Annotated in this window: 19 protein-coding genes; 8 read left to right on the top strand and 11 right to left on the bottom strand. The window is 63.8% G+C overall.

Annotation, left to right across the window (positions count from 1 at the left end; genetic code table 11):
• Positions 1-18: 18 nt before the first annotated feature.
• Positions 19-894 carry a cytochrome c oxidase assembly protein gene (locus HDE76_RS08240; RefSeq protein ID WP_184506580.1) on the top strand — a complete coding sequence of 292 codons (876 nt, stop codon included), beginning with the start codon at positions 19-21 and terminating at the stop codon, positions 892-894.
• An 11-nt stretch (positions 895-905) separates the two neighbouring features.
• Here the strand turns inward: HDE76_RS08240 and HDE76_RS08235 are convergent, their stop codons facing one another.
• Complete coding sequence (locus tag HDE76_RS08235; protein ID WP_179477326.1) at positions 906-1,358, bottom strand: copper chaperone PCu(A)C; 453 nt, start codon at positions 1,356-1,358, stop codon at positions 906-908.
• Positions 1,355-1,969, bottom strand: coding sequence for an SCO family protein (locus HDE76_RS08230; RefSeq protein ID WP_184506578.1), 615 nt, complete (start codon positions 1,967-1,969; stop codon positions 1,355-1,357). Before HDE76_RS08230 ends, HDE76_RS08235 begins: the two co-directional genes overlap by 4 nt.
• An 82-nt stretch (positions 1,970-2,051) precedes the next feature.
• On the opposite strand from HDE76_RS08230, the gene HDE76_RS08225 reads away from it, so the two are divergent.
• On the top strand, positions 2,052-2,429 hold the full coding sequence (locus HDE76_RS08225; protein WP_179477324.1) for a DUF423 domain-containing protein: 378 nt from the start codon (positions 2,052-2,054) through the stop codon (positions 2,427-2,429).
• A 64-nt stretch (positions 2,430-2,493) separates the two neighbouring features.
• Complete coding sequence (locus tag HDE76_RS08220; protein ID WP_179477323.1) at positions 2,494-2,880, top strand: hypothetical protein; 387 nt, start codon at positions 2,494-2,496, stop codon at positions 2,878-2,880.
• A gap of 7 nt (positions 2,881-2,887) precedes the next feature.
• Here HDE76_RS08220 and HDE76_RS08215 read toward each other — a convergent pair whose 3' ends face one another.
• The 5 genes from HDE76_RS08215 to HDE76_RS08195 all read right to left on the bottom strand — a co-directional run bounded on the left by HDE76_RS08215 (position 2,888) and on the right by HDE76_RS08195 (position 5,539).
• Complete coding sequence (locus tag HDE76_RS08215; RefSeq protein ID WP_184506576.1) at positions 2,888-3,673, bottom strand: CPBP family glutamic-type intramembrane protease; 786 nt, start codon at positions 3,671-3,673, stop codon at positions 2,888-2,890.
• A gap of 11 nt (positions 3,674-3,684) precedes the next feature.
• Complete coding sequence (locus HDE76_RS08210; protein ID WP_184506574.1) at positions 3,685-3,975, bottom strand: DUF3887 domain-containing protein; 291 nt, start codon at positions 3,973-3,975, stop codon at positions 3,685-3,687.
• Between the two features lie 151 nt (positions 3,976-4,126).
• Positions 4,127-4,315, bottom strand: a complete 189-nt coding sequence (locus HDE76_RS08205) for an Arc family DNA binding domain-containing protein (RefSeq protein WP_179477320.1) — start codon at positions 4,313-4,315, stop codon at positions 4,127-4,129.
• On the bottom strand, positions 4,305-4,658 hold the full coding sequence (locus HDE76_RS08200) for a hypothetical protein (protein WP_184506572.1): 354 nt from the start codon (positions 4,656-4,658) through the stop codon (positions 4,305-4,307). The genes HDE76_RS08205 and HDE76_RS08200 overlap by 11 nt, the downstream gene beginning before the upstream one ends.
• An 11-nt stretch (positions 4,659-4,669) precedes the next feature.
• Positions 4,670-5,539: an SPFH domain-containing protein gene (locus HDE76_RS08195; protein WP_179477318.1), complete on the bottom strand. Its 870-nt coding sequence runs from the start codon at positions 5,537-5,539 to the stop codon at positions 4,670-4,672.
• A 173-nt stretch (positions 5,540-5,712) separates the two neighbouring features.
• Here HDE76_RS08195 and purT point away from each other — a divergent pair, with 173 nt between their 5' ends.
• Both purT and HDE76_RS08185 read left to right on the top strand, forming a co-directional pair.
• Positions 5,713-6,894, top strand: a complete 1,182-nt coding sequence (gene purT / locus HDE76_RS08190) for a formate-dependent phosphoribosylglycinamide formyltransferase (protein WP_184506570.1) — start codon at positions 5,713-5,715, stop codon at positions 6,892-6,894.
• An 84-nt stretch (positions 6,895-6,978) separates the two neighbouring features.
• Positions 6,979-8,499, top strand: a complete 1,521-nt coding sequence (locus HDE76_RS08185; protein WP_184506568.1) for an FMN-binding glutamate synthase family protein — start codon at positions 6,979-6,981, stop codon at positions 8,497-8,499.
• An 89-nt stretch (positions 8,500-8,588) separates the two neighbouring features.
• Here the strand turns inward: HDE76_RS08185 and HDE76_RS08180 are convergent, their stop codons facing one another.
• The 4 genes from HDE76_RS08180 to HDE76_RS08165 all read right to left on the bottom strand — a co-directional run bounded on the left by HDE76_RS08180 (position 8,589) and on the right by HDE76_RS08165 (position 11,285).
• Positions 8,589-9,302 carry an arginyltransferase gene (locus tag HDE76_RS08180; RefSeq protein ID WP_184506566.1) on the bottom strand — a complete coding sequence of 238 codons (714 nt, stop codon included), beginning with the start codon at positions 9,300-9,302 and terminating at the stop codon, positions 8,589-8,591.
• 74 nt (positions 9,303-9,376) lie between these two features.
• Entirely contained in the window at positions 9,377-9,769 is a 393-nt protein-coding gene (locus HDE76_RS08175) for a hypothetical protein (protein ID WP_179477314.1), read from the bottom strand.
• Positions 9,770-9,781: 12 nt separating this feature from the next.
• Positions 9,782-10,648 (bottom strand): acyl-CoA thioesterase II, encoded by an 867-nt coding sequence (tesB, locus tag HDE76_RS08170; RefSeq protein ID WP_179477313.1) that lies wholly within the window; start codon positions 10,646-10,648, stop codon positions 9,782-9,784.
• An 82-nt stretch (positions 10,649-10,730) separates the two neighbouring features.
• On the bottom strand, positions 10,731-11,285 hold the full coding sequence (locus HDE76_RS08165; RefSeq protein WP_184506564.1) for an N-acetylmuramoyl-L-alanine amidase: 555 nt from the start codon (positions 11,283-11,285) through the stop codon (positions 10,731-10,733).
• A gap of 72 nt (positions 11,286-11,357) precedes the next feature.
• On the opposite strand from HDE76_RS08165, the gene HDE76_RS08160 reads away from it, so the two are divergent.
• The 3 genes from HDE76_RS08160 (at position 11,358) to HDE76_RS08150 (ending at position 14,547) form a co-directional block, all read left to right on the top strand.
• Entirely contained in the window at positions 11,358-11,885 is a 528-nt protein-coding gene (locus HDE76_RS08160) for an alpha/beta hydrolase (protein ID WP_184506562.1), read from the top strand.
• Entirely contained in the window at positions 11,882-14,068 is a 2,187-nt protein-coding gene (rlmKL, locus tag HDE76_RS08155) for a bifunctional 23S rRNA (guanine(2069)-N(7))-methyltransferase RlmK/23S rRNA (guanine(2445)-N(2))-methyltransferase RlmL (protein ID WP_184506560.1), read from the top strand. The genes HDE76_RS08160 and rlmKL overlap by 4 nt, the downstream gene beginning before the upstream one ends.
• Positions 14,069-14,154: 86 nt before the next feature.
• Positions 14,155-14,547, top strand: a complete 393-nt coding sequence (locus HDE76_RS08150) for a hypothetical protein (protein ID WP_184506558.1) — start codon at positions 14,155-14,157, stop codon at positions 14,545-14,547.
• Positions 14,548-14,621 lie beyond the last annotated feature (74 nt).

Raw genomic sequence — 14,621 nt, 5'->3', positions numbered from 1 at the left:
CTTGGGCCAGGTGCTTGAGTGATCGCCACGCTGCTGAAATGGGTGGTGCCGTGGGAGTTTTCGTGGGTTTTTCTCGCGGTTTTTCTCGCCACCTGCGTGCTGTACGTGCGCGGCAGCCGTCGGCTGACGGTGAGCTTCAGCCGGCAGCTGGTGTTCTGGATCGGCATGGCGATCATCTACCTGTCGCTGCAGACGTATCTGGACTATTACGCCGAGCACGAGTTCTTCATGCACCGCATCCAGCAGGTGCTGCTGCATCATCTGGCGCCGCTGCTGATCGTCACGGCGTATCCGGCCAGCGTGCTGCGCGCCGGTCTGCCGCTGGCGTTTCGCGTACGTGTGCTGCGGCCGCTGCAGCGATCGTGGCCGTGGCGCTTGGTGATGGGCGTGCTGCTGAATCCGGCGGTGGCGACGGTGATGTTCATCGGCTTCATCCTGATCTGGCTGATCCCGTCGCTGCAGACCACGGCCATGCTGGACTGGCGCGTGTACCGTTTCATGAACTGGACGATGCTGATCAGCGGCTTCGCCTACTGGTCGCTGGTGCTCGACCACCGGCCGCATCCGCCCGGCCGCATGATCGCCGGGCTGCGCGTGCTGTCGCCGGCGATCACCATGACGCCGCAGATTCTGGCCGGCGCCATCGTCACGTTTTCGAAAACCGACCTTTATCCCATCTTCGAAATCTGCGGGCGCGCGTTTACCTTCAACGTGCTGACCGGTCAGCTGATCGGCGGCGTGATCACCTGGGTGCCGGCAGCGCTGATCGAATCCATCGGCGGACTGATGGCCCTGCGACAGTGGCTGTGGCTGTCGCGCCACGGCCGCCTGCCGCGCCGCGTACCTCGGCAGGCGATCGTTCGCTCATCCAGCGGCACCGTATTGAACAAGTAATCCGGAAGGCTTTAGCTACCGGCATCCACCGCATTGGCGGGGCGGGCCACGAAATCGGTAACCAGCGTGCTGCCATCGGCGAATTTCAAGTTCATGCGAACCGTGTCGCCGGGCTTCACCGGATGCGTCGACTTCATCAGCATGAGGTGGTAGCCGGCCGGCGCCAGTGTGGCTGTGCCGTGCGCCGGTACGGTCACCGAGTCGACCATGGCCATGCGGCTCATGCCGCCCTCGCTGGAACTTTGGTGCAACATCACGTCGGCGTAAGCGTCGCTACTGGCGCCTTTCAGGGCGACCGGCTGATCGCCGCTATTTTCCAGCGTGACATACGCGCCGGCGGGCAGCTCGCCCGGCAGCACGCGCAGCCATGCGTGGCTGGCTCGAACGTGTTCGGCCTCAGTGGCCTGGGCAGCGCCGGTCAGCAGCAATCCGGTCACGAGAAACAGCAGTGCCTGTGGCTTCATGATGGGTTTCCGTTGTCGAGCAGCAGGTGCAGATCGTGCACCAGATCATCCTGGGAGTCGGCCGGTGTGGCCAGCACGCGCGCCGCGCCCTTGCTGTCGAAGACGTACATGGCCGAGCTGTGGCTGACTTCGTAATTGCCGTCCTTGCCGTCCGGCTCGCGCGTATACGCCGAGCGATAGCGCTTGCTCAGCGCTTCGATGTCGCGCGGATCACCGGTCAGGCCGACGGCGCGTGGGTCGAACGCATTCACGTAGGCATGCATCACGGGCGGCGTGTCGCGCGTCGGATCGACGCTGACGAACAAGATCCGTGCCTTGTCCGCCAGCGGCCCCAGCCGCTGCATCACCACGTGCAACTGCGCCATGGTCAGCGGGCAGACGTCGGGGCAGTGGGTGTAGCCGAAATACAGCACCACGACCTTGCCGCGATAATCCGTGCCGGTGACCGGCTTGCCGTGATCGTCGGTGAGCTTGAAATCGAGGTCGGGCATGTGGCCGCTGACGTCGGTCAGCCGGAACGGCAGCTTCTCGTCGCGATGACATCCCACCAGCGTCCCCAGCGCGAGCAGAAGGAAGAGCAGGGCGAGGTGCTTGGGATGAAGGAGCTTCATGCGAGAATCCAGACGGTTCATCCCATCAAGCATACGACACCGGCCCCGAGTCGGCGTTGATCCATTCGAAAGGCCGCTCATCATGCGTCAGCTCGTCAGTACCCGAACCGCCCTGCTGGCTGGAACGGCGGGCGCCAGCGCGGTATTGCTCGGTGCCTTCGGTGCGCATGCGCTGCAGAAGGTGCTCGACGCACACAGCCTCGAGCTGTGGCATACGGCGGTGAACTATCACGTCTGGCACGCGCTGGCGCTGGCTCTTGCGGTAGGCCTGGGCGCGGGCCGCAGTCGACGGGTGGCGATCATGGCCTTCGCTCTCGGCATCGTGTTGTTCAGCGGCAGCATCTACGCACTCGCCTTGGGCGCGCCGCGCTGGACCGGGATCATCACGCCGTTCGGCGGCCTGGCTTTCATCATCGGCTGGATGGCGCTCGGACTGTCGTTGCGCTGGCGTCGCGACTGACGCCGAAGCCGGTGTCAACCGGCTGCGTCATCCCCGTGTCATGCAGCGGCGTCAGCATGCCGCTATGGACATGCTCACCCGCTCGCGCATTTTAGCCTGGATTCTGGCTCCGGCCTCGCTGGCAGCGCTCGTCGTCGTGGTGATGAGCGGCTTCGGTCTGAATCACGCGGCGCCGCTGGCCGGCGTGACACCGGCCACGCCGACGACGCTGGTTCATTGGCACGATGCCAGCCGCGACTGGCTGCTTGTCGGCGACGGCGCGAGCGACCGGTTGAGCATCTACAACGCCATCGACGGTAGTCTGGTACGGCGCGTTGCCGTGCGGCACGGCCTCAACGACGCCAACGCACTCGCCCAGCGCGACGGTCGCCTGTTCGTTGTCGGCGATGATGGAAAGCTCGGTGAATTGAGCTTGCCGCAGCTGCAGATGGTCGCCGCCAACCGGCCCTGAATCGTCCCTACAGGCTGCCGGCCAGGGGCCACGCCACGTGCAGTACAAGGTCGGCACCGAAGTGCGCAAGCATCGCGTGTTCTAGTCCCCATTTCCAGAACAGCCCACCGGTGACGGCGCCTACCAGCGCGTTCAGCAGAATGATCCGCGAGATGGGCAAAAACGCGGGCTTCATGCCCGCGACAAACGCCGCCGGCAGATGGCCTGCGCCGAACAGCAGCGCCGCCAGCGCGATCGCAGCGACGAACGTCCACGGTCGGGCTCTTCGCCGATTGAGTCGTGCCAGCAGCCATACGAATAGGCTGGCGAGGAATAGCCGGCATTCCACCTCTTCCACGAAGCCGCCATAAAACGATGCCAGCGCACCGCGCCATGCCCAGCCCAGCGACGGTGCTGCCGCTGTGGCCGCAGGGTGAGGCAGCAGCCGGCTGATGGCGATGACGAGCCATCCCGCCAGCATGCCCAGCGCGAGGCCGATGAACCAGTGCGGTCGCGCTGCGGGATCGCGCGGTTGGCGATAAACCCAGGCACGCAGCCATGGTGCATCCAGTCCGTACCGCGTTCCCAGAACCAGGCCGATCCAGCCCAGCAGCAGGCACAGCACGCCGGACTGCGCCGATTGCAGCAGCATCACGATCCACCAGGGTTGCCGCAGCATGGCGAATTTCAGCGGCATCATCGCGAGCAGGTAGGGAAACAGCAGCAGGGTTGCGATAACGCCGGCGACGCCGAAACACAGGGCAAGTTTCAGGTGCGGCCCGCGTCCTGGCATTGGCTGCGATAGTTCAGACATGGTCGTAGCGATTACGGCTGCAGAAACACGTGGAAGCCCGAAATCTGGCCAGCGGGCGTACAGACCACCACGGCGTTGGCGACCTTGTCGCCGAAATGCAGCGGTGTCACCACGATGTCGTTGCCGTCTTTTTGCACGAGCCGGGCGTTATCGCGGGCGCCGAGGGCGCCCCACCGTTCCGGAAGTTTTTCCCAAAAACTTTGCAGCCTTTCCGGGGTGAGTACCTTCATTTTTGTGTCGAAGTCGGCGCCAGCGGCGGCGTATTGGCCGTGATCGAGATCGTCCAGCAGCTTGCTGGACATGGCTTTGCAATCAGCCGCCTGGGCGGAGAGTGCGCTTGCGGCTGAAAGAAAAAAGAGTGTCGCGACAAGCCATGGGCGATGTTTCATCGAAAGCTCCTTTTGAATGCATCAGATTCAGGCGAATGCTCAGTTTTTTGGCGTCGCGGGTAGATCAGCCGGCCTCTTCGTCGGTATCGGACGGCTTGCCGCCCTTCATTCGCCCCGCCTTGCGCAGCGCTTCCCGCAGCACGTATTCGATCTGCGCATTGACGCTGCGCAACTCGTCGTCAGACCACTGCTGCATGGCCTTCAGCACATCGGCGCCGATGCGCAGCGGATAGGCTTTTTTCTCAGCGGCCATGCGTTCGCTTGGTTTCCCGCAGGTGCAGCAGCATGAAGAGCATTAGCAGCACTAGAGCGCAGAGTCCGCCGATAAAGATTACGTGGGCCAGATTGTTGCTGGCTTGGTCGTAGCCGCCCTGATAGCGGAACACGGCGAATCCGAACATCCATGTCGCCATCGCAAAAAAGACATTGCCTATATCCCGGCCGGCGCGCCGGCGTTTTGCCTCATCGACTTTGTTCCAGTCGACGACGCCATGCACCAGCCCCTGCGGGCCGCGAGTGCGAATCGTCCAGCCCACGACCGCCACTACGGCGGCGGTGAACAGATGGATCAGCAGTTCGGAAAGTGGTGTGGACATGGCGGAACTCCTCAGCCGCTGTAGAGCGAGCCGGTATTCACCACTGGCTGGGTGCCGCGCTCACCGCACAGCACCACGAGAAGATTGCTGACCATCGACGCCTTGCGCTCCTCGTCGAGTTGCACCACGCCGCGTTTGGAGAGCTGATCGAGCGCCATCTCGACCATGCTCACCGCGCCCTCGACGATCTGCGTGCGTGCCGCGATGATGGCGCCGGCTTGCTGCCGCTGCAGCATGGCCTGGGCAATTTCCTGCGCGTAGGCGAGGTGGCTGATGCGCGCCTCGACCACTTGCACGCCGGCCTTGCCTAACCGGGTCTGGATTTCGTCGCGCAGGTGCGAGTTGATCACCTCACCGTGGCTGCGCAGCGAGGCCTTGCTGTCGTCATGCGCATCGTAGGGATAACTCTGCGCCATCTGCCGCAGCGCTGATTCGCTCTGAATATGCACATAGTTTTCGTAATCGTCGACGCAGAACACCGCTTCGGCGGTATCGACCACCTGCCAGACAACGATCGCGCCGATCTCGATCGGATTGCCGTCGCTGTCGTTGACCTTCAGCTTGCCGCTTTCGAAGTTGCGCACGCGCAGCGACACGCGCTGCTTGCTGTAGAACGGATTGGTCCAGCGCAAGCCCTCCAGGCGTACCGTGCCGGCGTACTTGCCGAATAGTTGCAGTACCTGCCCCTCGTTCGGCGCCACCTGGAAAAAGCCCTTCGCCAGAAACACGGCGGTGGCGACCATCGGCGCGGCAATGGCAGGAAGCCATAGCGGCAGGCCGTTATTGGCATGGGTGACGATGCCAAATCCCATAGCCAGAAGCGCCACGCAGACGACGATAAGTGGAATGCCGGCGATCGAAAAACCCTTGCGTTCGTTCATGAGTACAAGCCCTCCCTTGGTGAGAAAATTAGATATCAAAGTGATATCTATCTGCAAGTGCCTCTAGCGATGGTCATCGGGCAAGGCTCGACCGCAAGGGGCCGCTACGGCCACACCATCGGCCGATCGCCGTGGCCTCGCTTTACAATGCCGGTTTGCCCCCGGAGCACCCGATGAAACCGTTCGGCACCCCTCATTCCCCTCATGCGTTTCGCGTGCTTTTGCTGGGTTCCGGCGAGCTGGGTAAGGAAGTCGCCATCGAGTTGCAGCGTTTTGCGGTCGAGGTAATCGCGGTCGATCGCTACGCCAACGCCCCGGCGATGCAGATCGCCCACCGCAGCCACGTCATCGACATGCTCGACGGCGACGCGCTGCGCGCGCTGATCGAGCGGGAGCGGCCCGATCTGGTGGTGCCGGAGATCGAGGCGATCCATACGCCGACCCTGATCGCGATGGAAAAGGACGGCTTGCACGTGATTCCCACCGCGCGTGCTGCGTGGCTGACGATGGATCGCGAAGGTATCCGCCGGCTCGCTGCCGAAGAGCTGAAGCTGCCGACCTCGCCGTATCGTTTTTGCGACGACGAACGACAATATCGCGACGCCGTGGCGTCCATCGGTCTGCCGTTCGTGATCAAGCCGGTGATGAGTTCCTCGGGCAAGGGCCAGAGCGTGGTCAAGCGCGAGGACCAGCTGCAGGCGGCGTGGGATTACGCGCAGTCCGGTGGCCGCGCCGGCAAGGGGCGCGCCATCGTCGAGGGCTTTGTGGCCTTCGATTACGAGATCACCTTGCTCACCGTCCGCCACAAGGCGGGCGTGAGTTTCTGTGCACCGATCGGCCATCGCCAGGAAGACGGCGATTACCGCGAATCGTGGCAACCGCAGGCGATGAGCGATATTGCGCTGGCCGAGGCGCAGCGTCAGGCCGAAGCGATCACCGGCGCGCTGGGCGGCTGGGGCGTGTTCGGCGTGGAGTTTTTCGTCAAGGGCGATGCGGTGATTTTTTCCGAAGTCAGCCCGCGGCCGCACGATACGGGACTGGTGACGCTGATCTCGCAGGATCTGTCCGAATTTGCGCTGCACGCGCGCGCCATTCTCGGTTTGCCGATTCCGTTGATTCACCAGGCAGGGCCATCGGCGTCGTGCGCGGTGCTGGTGGAAGGCGATGGCGAAGCGCCGCGTTATCACGGGGTGGCCGAAGCGTTGGCCGAGCCAGACACGCAGCTGCGCATCTTCGGCAAGCCGACCGTCAAGGGTCGCCGCCGTATGGGCGTGACGCTGGCACGCGCCGAAACGGTGGAGGCGGCGATAGCGAAGGCCAAGCGCGCGGCCGGCTGCCTGCGCATCGAGCTGTAATCTAGACGTTGCATCGATCGGGTTCCACACGAAACGACAAATCTCCGCGTCGTTCGCACGACGCCAACTTGATAAGGGACGGCTATGCAATCGACGGGCTTCGCACACTGGCTGATCGTGGTGGTGGAGATCGGCGCGGCCATCGCGCTGATCGTTCTGGCGCTGGGCGTGCTGGTCATCGCGTCGATGTGGTTTATCGACAGGAACCAGAAGGCCAACTCGGTGTTGCGCAATTTTCCGGTAGTCGGCCACTTCCGCTACTGGTTTCTGCATCTGGGCGAGTTCTTTCGCCAATACCTGTATTCCAGCGACCGCGAGGAAATGCCGTTCAATCGGGCTGAACGCACCTGGGTTTATCGCGCGGCCAAGAATGTGGAGAACACGGCGGCGTTCGGCTCCAGCCGCGACCTTCGCGCCGAAGGCGTGCCGTTTTTCGTCAACGCGCCGTTTCCCGATCTCGGCCAGGAGCATATCGAACCGGTGCCGGTGACGATCGGTCCGTACGCGCGTGAGCCTTACAGCCATTCGGCGTTTTTCAATATCTCAGCGATGAGCTTCGGTGCGCTGTCGGCGCCGGCCGTGCGGGCGCTGTCGCGCGGCGCGGCCAAGGCCGGCATCTGGATGGATACCGGCGAGGGTGGCCTGGCGCCTTACCACCTCGAAGGCGGCTGCGATATCGTGTTCGAGATCGGCACCGCGAAATATGGCGTGCGCACGCCCGACGGCGAACTCGACGACGCCAAGCTGCTGGCGATCTGCGCGCACAAGCAGGTGAAGATGGTCAGCATCAAGCTCGGGCAGGGCGCCAAGCCGGGCATGGGTGGGTTGCTGCCCGGGGCCAAGGTCACCCCGGAGATCGCCGAGATTCGCGGCATTCCGGTCGGCAAGGATTCGCAGAGCCCGAATCGCCATCTGGACATCGGCAACATCTATCAGCTGCTGGACAAGATCACGCACATCCGCGAGCTGACCGGCAAGCCGGTCGGGTTCAAGGCGGTGTTCGGTGGCGTGGAGTGGATCGTGGATCTTTGCGACGAAGTGAAAAAGCGCGGCATTCAGAGCGCGCCGGATTTCATCATCGTCGACGGCTCCGAAGGCGGCACCGGCGCGGCGCCGCAGACGCTGATGGAAGGCGTGGGCCTGCCGCTGCACGAGGCGCTGCCGGCCGTACTCGATGTGCTGATCAGCAAGGGCCTGCGTGAGCGCGTCAAGGTGATCTGCTCGGGCAAATGCATTACCGCCTATGACGTGGCGTGGGCGCTATCGCTCGGCGCGGATTTCGTCAACTCGGCGCGCGGCTTCATGCTGGCGCTGGGCTGCATCCAGTCGCTGCAGTGCAACCGCAATAGCTGCCCTACCGGCATCACGACACAGAATCCGAAACTGCAGCGCGGTCTGGTGGTCGCCGACAAGAGCGAGCGCGTCTATCACTATGCCGACAACGTGATGCACGAGGTCGGCATCATTGCGCACAGCTGTGGCGTCAGCGAGCCGCGCCAGCTCAACCGCAGCCACTGCCGCGTGGTTGGTAATGACGGTTTGTCCGTGCCGCTGGAAAAGCTCTACCCCTATCCGAAAGTGGACAGACTGCCGGAAAACGCGTGATTTGTAGGTTGGGATGAGCGTATGCAAATCCCAACATGACGAGCGACGAAATTGGGATTCGCTGCGCTCATCCCAACCCACGAAAGCGCCTACGAAGGCGTCATTGCCACCCAGCTGCCGCTCTTGCGAATCTCCAGCGGCTGAAAGCGACGCTTGTAGTCCATCTTCGGATGGCCGTCTATCCAGAAGCCCAGGTAGAGCCACGGTATGCCGCGGCGGCGAGCCAGTTCGATCTGCTGCAGGATGGCGAAGGTGCCGAGGCTGCGTGCCGATTCGGTGGGATCGAAAAACGTATAGACAGCCGACATCCCGTTGAGGCAGACGTCGGTCACGGCGATACCGAGCAGGCGTTCGGCCTGGCGAATTTCCAGAAACAGCGTGGGGCTCCACGGCGCGGTGAGGAAGCGGCGGAAGTCGCTGGCTTCGGCGTCGTCCATGCCGCCACCGGAGTGGCGGCTACGCAGGTAGGTTTCGTACAGCGCATGCCGCTCGCGGTTGTAGCCGGGTATGCATTCGATAATGCTGAGGTCGGCATTGCGCTTGAGGCAGCGTCGCTGCGAGCGATCGGGCTGGAAATCTTCCACGTTCACGCGGCACGGCGTGCAGGACTGGCACTGCGGGCACTGCGGGAAATACAGGTGGCCACCGGCGCGGCGAAAGCCTTGTTCCAGCGCCGGGCCGTAAAGCTTGTCCAGCTGCGGCGCGGCCGGATCGACCACCAGATTCTGCGCCGTGCGATCGGCGTAGTAGCCGCACGCGTGGGGCAACGTCTGGAACAGTCGGATGGTGGGCTCGGCGCGCATGTGTCGATTCTATGCCTGCGCGACCGCGCGAAACCATGTGGCATAACCACATGCGGCATAAAGCCAGGCTGCCGCTAGATGATATGCATATACCGCAGTACCACCATGGCGCAGGCCGCGACCACGGCAATCATCACGATGCGGCGCACGCGCACCACGGTACCGCGGCGCCGATAGGTAGGCGACGGGTTGCGAACGGCAGCCAGCTCGTCGGCATGGCGAATCACCGGTTCGATCCCGATGCTGCGCAGCAGCTCGCGTGCGCGGGTGTAGTCGTCGGCGCGGACGATCCACACCTGCGGCCAGGTTTCGCGGTCATCCGTGCGCTCGGAGTAGCTGAAACGCTGATAGCTCGGCCGGTTCCAGTTGGAACGGTTGGTGACCCTGGCTTCGATGGCGTGCTCGTTCATCAGAGCGACCACGCGGTCGATGTTCTCTTGTCGCTGGGAGGTATAGATCTGGCGCATGCTTGCAGTGTATCAACCGCCGCGCAGACGAATCAGGCCTTCCTGCGCGGTGGAAGCTACCAGCCGGCCGTCGCGGCTGAAGATCTGGCCGCGGGCAAAGCCGCGTGCGCCCTGCGCGGTGGGGCTGTCGAAGGAATACAGCAGCCACTCGTCCGCCCGAAACGGGCGATGAAACCACAGCGCATGGTCGAGGCTGGCCATCTGCACGTTGTGCGTGTAGTACGAAATCCCGTGCGGCAGCGTGGCGGTACCGATCAGATTGAAGTCCGACGCGTACGCCAGCAGCGCCCGATGCAGCGCCGGCGTGTCGTCGACCGGTGCGGCGACGCGGAACCAGATGTGCTGGATCGGCGGCCGTTTTACCGGATTCAATCGGTCCTGTGGCCACACGTGCCGAAATTCGATCGGCGAGTCCACGCCCAGCCAACGCTGCAGCTTGACGGGCAGCTTGGCCAGCTGATCGGCGCTCAGCGGCTGCATCGGCTCGATATCCTCCGGTGCAGGCACGTCGGGCATGGAGGACTGGTGCTCGAAGCTTTTCTCCGGAATCTGAAACGAGATCGAGCCGTTGAGAATCGGCTGGCCGTGCTGGATCGCCACCACGCGGCGCGACGAGAAGCTGCCGCCGTCGCGGGTGCGTTCCACGCTGTAGACGATCGGCGCGTCGATATCGCCAGCGCGCAGGAAATACGCGTGCAGCGAGTGCGCCTCGCGGCTCGGATCGACCGTGTTCTGCGCGGCGGCCAGCGCCTGTCCCAATACCTGGCCGCCGAACACGAATTGCGTGCCGATGTCGCGACTCTGGCCGCGAAACAGGTTGTCTTCAAGCCGCTCGAGATGCAGCAGGTCGACCAGTTCGGCGACGTGATTTTCCAGCATGGGGGCAACTCGTGGCGGGTGAAGTGCGGCAATTATAGCGGCAGCCGCCGGTTCGCCTTCGACGAGCGCGCGAATCTGGCAGCTAAAGTGACCGGGTCAGCCCGCTTTCGCGTGCCACGTCGGGCCAGGGAAACAGCGGGCCGGGATCGAGCTTGCGCGACACCTCCTTGGAAGCGTCGTCGCTGGCGGGCAGGCGGGCGGTATCGAGATCCTCGTGCCCGGCGATGTTGCGCAGATTCGGATGCTCGAGACGCAGCTGCCGGAGCAGGGCGATCAGCGCGGTGATCTGCGCGTCGGTGTAAGGTTCGGTCATGATTTGGTGGCGCGAATCCCACCAATGCGGATAACGCCCCAGATTCACCAGTTCGATGCCGATCGAGTTCGGATTGTGCCCGCGCACATGGTTGGCCACGCGGGTGGTGGGCACGTAGCGGTAAATGCCGCCGTCGCGATCGATGTAGTAGTGGCCGCAGTTGCCGGTGCCGTTGTCATGCAGCGGCCGTTCGCCATATTCGCGGGCGGTGGCCAGATCGGGCAGTTCGGTGCAGTGGATGACCACGGTGTCCACCGCGCCGGCATCGCGTTCGGGCAGGCGGTCGATGTACGGCAGCGGCTGATCGTGAATGGTCGGCGTCATGCGTCAAGTCTCGCTGGAAACGCCGCCTGTTACCATGTGCAACTCGCTTATCGCAGTTTCCATGGAGTCGCCATGCGCGGCCAGATCATTCTTTCGCACGGACTCAACGCCGATCCGAGCGCTACCAAGGTCAGCCTGCTGGCGGCGCAGGCCGAGGCTCAGGGCTGGCAGACGCAGCGGCCGGATTATCGCGACGACGACGCGCGCGGGGTTGTTGGCTGCGTGTCCCCACGTATCGCCCGCCTGCGCGCCACGATCGAAGCGCTGCCTACGCCACCGTTGCTGGTCGGCTCCAGCATGGGTGCGTTCGTGTCCGGGCTGGCTTCGCTCGACGTGCCGGTGCTCGGGCTTCTGCTGTTGGCCACGCCTAGCGCGATTCCCGGCTATGCGCGGGCGTTCGACCTGCGCAGCGGTGTGCCGACGATGCTGATCCACGGCTGGCGCGACGATGTTTGCCAGCCGGCCGGTGTGCAATTATTTGCTGCGCAGCGCCGTCTGCCGCTGCTGATGCTGGACGACGATCACCGCCTGGGCGCCAGCATGGACGCCATCGGGCTGCAGTTTCAGCGCTTGCTCGATCAGCTGGCGACCGCCGCATGAGCCACTATTTCGCGACATGTCCGAAGGGGCTGGAATATCTGCTGCGCGACGAACTGATTGCGATGGGCGCGCTCGACGTGCGCGAGGCGCTGGCCGGCGCGCATTTTTCAGGCACGCTGGAAACCGCCTATCGCGCCTGCCTGTGGTCGCGACTGGCCAGCCGGATACTTTTGCCGCTGGCGGATTTTGATGCCGCCGATGACGATGCGCTTTATCGCGGCGTGCAGTCGATCGACTGGAGCACGCATCTGGCCGCGCACGGCACGCTGTCGGTCGATGCCGGCACCGCGCTGAGCAAGCTCACCCACAGCCAGTTCATCGCGCAGCGGGTCAAGGATGCCGTGGTCGATCAGTTCCGCCAGCGCGACGGCAATCGGCCGGGTGTGGATACCGATGAGCCGGATATCCGCATCAATCTTCGCCTGCGCCGCGACCGCGCCACCGTGTCGCTCGATCTCGCCGGCACACCGCTGCATCGCCGCGGCTGGCGCGAAGTGCAGGGCGAAGCGCCGCTGAAGGAAAACCTCGCCGCCGCGATGCTGATGCGTGCGCGCTGGCCGGAGGTCTACGCTGCTGGCGGCGCGCTGCTCGATCCGATGTGCGGCTCGGGCACGCTGCTGATTGAAGCCGCGCTGATGGCGGCCGACGTGGCCCCGGGTTTGCGTCGCGAATATTTCGGCTTTCTTGGCTGGCAGCAGCACGATATCGCGCTGTGGCGCGGACTGTTGACCGAAGCGAACGAACGCGCCGAAAAGGGCCTGCGCGAATTGCGCAGCGCGTTCTTCGGCAGCGATGCCGACCCGCGCATGGTGCAGACATCCAAACGCAACGCGCAGGAAGCCGGCGTGGCCGGGTTCTTTACCCTGGATCGGCAGGAGGTGTCGCACACCGCGCCGCCGCCGGGCGTCGACTACGGCCTGGTCATCACCAATCCGCCGTACGGCGGGCGCCTGGGCGAACGTGCCGAAATGCCGCTGCTGTACCGCGCGCTCGGCGACGCGCTGCGCGCGCGCTTCACCGGCTGGCGTGCTGCCGTGCTGGCGGGCGATGTGGAGCTGGGTCGAGCCATGCAGCTGCACGCCGACAAGCGCTACACGCTGTACAACGGCGCACTGGAGACGGTGCTGCTGACGTTCGATCTGGGCAAACGCGATGAAGCGCCGCGCGAGCCCAAGCCGCTGTCGGCTGGCGCGCAGATGCTGAAGAATCGCCTGGAAAAGAACGTCAAGCATCTGCGCAAGCGACTGACGCGCGAGGGCGTGCACTGCTGGCGCGCCTACGATCAGGATCTGCCTGAATACGCTGCGGCCATCGATGTCTACGGCGACACGCACGGCGACGACCATCTGCATATTCAGGAATACCGCGCGCCGGCCGACGTGCCGCCGGATGTCGCACGACTGCGCATGCGCGAGATCGCCCGCGTGGCCGGCGAGGTGCTCAGCGTGCCGCGCGAGCGCATCGCCCTGAAAACCCGCGAACGCGGCAAGGGCGGCTCGAAGTATGGCCAGCTCGATCAGCGCAACGAGTTCATCGAGGTGGAAGAAAATGGCCTGAAATTTCTGGTCAATCTCACCGATTACCTCGATACGGGCTTGTTTCTCGACCACCGGCTGGTGCGTGGCAAGGTGCGCGAGCTGGCCGAGGGTAAATGTTTCCTCAACCTGTTTGCGTATACCGCCACGGCAAGCGTGCATGCGGCGGCAGGCGGTGCGCTGGAAACCACCAGCGTGGATTTGTCGGCGACCTATCTGGAGTGGGCGTCGCGCAATCTCGCACTCAACGGATTCAGCGGTTCCAGCCATCGGTTGATGCAGTTCGATGCGCTGGAATTCCTGCAGCGCGATCGCGGGCATTACGGGCTGATCTTTGTCGATCCGCCGACGTTCTCCAACTCCAAGCGGGCGGAAGACTTCGACGTACAGCGCGATCACGTCAAGCTGCTCGATGCCTGCAACGAGCGGCTCACGCGGGACGGCGTGATCGTGTTTTCCAACAACTTTCGCCGCTTCAAACTCGACCGGGAAGGGCTGGAGCAGCGCTTCGTGATCGAGGACTGGACGGTGCCCAGCATCCCGTTCGATTTCGCCCGCCGCGCCGATATTCACGGCTGCTGGCTGCTGCGTCGTCGCGCCGCTGACCCTGGGGTAAATCCATGGGATTCGGCCCGGATTAAAAAGTAAACGCTTCAGTTCACATTAAGCCCCGGAAGCCGAGCATAAGCATCGTACAGAGGGCCGAAAAAGGCCCGTACATACGGAGAACTGCCATGAGCATCAAACGTTTCAGTAATGCGAGCAAGATGTTGGCCCTCGGCCTTGCTGTAACCGCGGCGGTCGCCATGCCGCTTAGCGCATCGGCACGCGGCTGGGGCGGATACGGTGGCGGTTACGGCGGATACCACGGCGGTTACGGTGGATACCACCGGGGCGGTTACTGGAGCGGCGGCCGCTGGATCGGTGGTGCCATCGTCGCTGGTGTCGTTGGCGGTCTCGTTTACAGTGCGACGCGTCCTGCCCCTGTTTACTACAACTACGGCCCGCCGGTCGTGTACACGCAGCCCACCGTTGTGTACCAGAGCGCTCCCGTCGTAACACGTACGGTAACGACTTACAGCGCGCCTACTCAGTATGTCCGTGACGACGGCTACTACGGCAACTGATCCGATCAAAAGCCTTTAGACCAAGCGATACGGAAGCCCGGCTCGATGCCGGGCTTCTTGCTTTTGTGCAGCGT

This window comes from Rhodanobacter sp. ANJX3 (genome assembly GCF_014200755.1).
Lineage (GTDB): Bacteria > Pseudomonadota > Gammaproteobacteria > Xanthomonadales > Rhodanobacteraceae > Rhodanobacter.
Note: the sequence above shows the minus strand (reverse complement) of the source record. Positions and strands in the feature narration are given on the sequence as shown.

What these genes read in the sequence shown, in the direction of transcription:
- HDE76_RS08205 (WP_179477320.1), bottom strand. Translation starts at nt 4,315, where the DNA reads ATGGCCGCTGAGAAAAAAGCCTATCCGCTGCGCATCGGCGCCGATGTG.
- HDE76_RS08185 (WP_184506568.1), top strand. Translation starts at nt 6,979, where the DNA reads ATGCAATCGACGGGCTTCGCACACTGGCTGATCGTGGTGGTGGAGATC.
- HDE76_RS08210 (WP_184506574.1), bottom strand. Translation starts at nt 3,975, where the DNA reads ATGTCCAGCAAGCTGCTGGACGATCTCGATCACGGCCAATACGCCGCC.
- HDE76_RS08230 (WP_184506578.1), bottom strand. Translation starts at nt 1,969, where the DNA reads ATGAAGCTCCTTCATCCCAAGCACCTCGCCCTGCTCTTCCTTCTGCTC.
- HDE76_RS08175 (WP_179477314.1), bottom strand. Translation starts at nt 9,769, where the DNA reads ATGCGCCAGATCTATACCTCCCAGCGACAAGAGAACATCGACCGCGTG.
- HDE76_RS08225 (WP_179477324.1), top strand. Translation starts at nt 2,052, where the DNA reads ATGCGTCAGCTCGTCAGTACCCGAACCGCCCTGCTGGCTGGAACGGCG.
- HDE76_RS08200 (WP_184506572.1), bottom strand. Translation starts at nt 4,658, where the DNA reads ATGTCCACACCACTTTCCGAACTGCTGATCCATCTGTTCACCGCCGCC.
- HDE76_RS08165 (WP_184506564.1), bottom strand. Translation starts at nt 11,285, where the DNA reads ATGACGCCGACCATTCACGATCAGCCGCTGCCGTACATCGACCGCCTG.
- rlmKL (WP_184506560.1), top strand. Translation starts at nt 11,882, where the DNA reads ATGAGCCACTATTTCGCGACATGTCCGAAGGGGCTGGAATATCTGCTG.
- purT (WP_184506570.1), top strand. Translation starts at nt 5,713, where the DNA reads ATGAAACCGTTCGGCACCCCTCATTCCCCTCATGCGTTTCGCGTGCTT.
- HDE76_RS08180 (WP_184506566.1), bottom strand. Translation starts at nt 9,302, where the DNA reads ATGCGCGCCGAGCCCACCATCCGACTGTTCCAGACGTTGCCCCACGCG.
- HDE76_RS08160 (WP_184506562.1), top strand. Translation starts at nt 11,358, where the DNA reads ATGCGCGGCCAGATCATTCTTTCGCACGGACTCAACGCCGATCCGAGC.
- HDE76_RS08150 (WP_184506558.1), top strand. Translation starts at nt 14,155, where the DNA reads ATGAGCATCAAACGTTTCAGTAATGCGAGCAAGATGTTGGCCCTCGGC.
- HDE76_RS08235 (WP_179477326.1), bottom strand. Translation starts at nt 1,358, where the DNA reads ATGAAGCCACAGGCACTGCTGTTTCTCGTGACCGGATTGCTGCTGACC.
- tesB (WP_179477313.1), bottom strand. Translation starts at nt 10,648, where the DNA reads ATGCTGGAAAATCACGTCGCCGAACTGGTCGACCTGCTGCATCTCGAG.
- HDE76_RS08220 (WP_179477323.1), top strand. Translation starts at nt 2,494, where the DNA reads ATGGACATGCTCACCCGCTCGCGCATTTTAGCCTGGATTCTGGCTCCG.
- HDE76_RS08195 (WP_179477318.1), bottom strand. Translation starts at nt 5,539, where the DNA reads ATGAACGAACGCAAGGGTTTTTCGATCGCCGGCATTCCACTTATCGTC.
- HDE76_RS08215 (WP_184506576.1), bottom strand. Translation starts at nt 3,673, where the DNA reads ATGTCTGAACTATCGCAGCCAATGCCAGGACGCGGGCCGCACCTGAAA.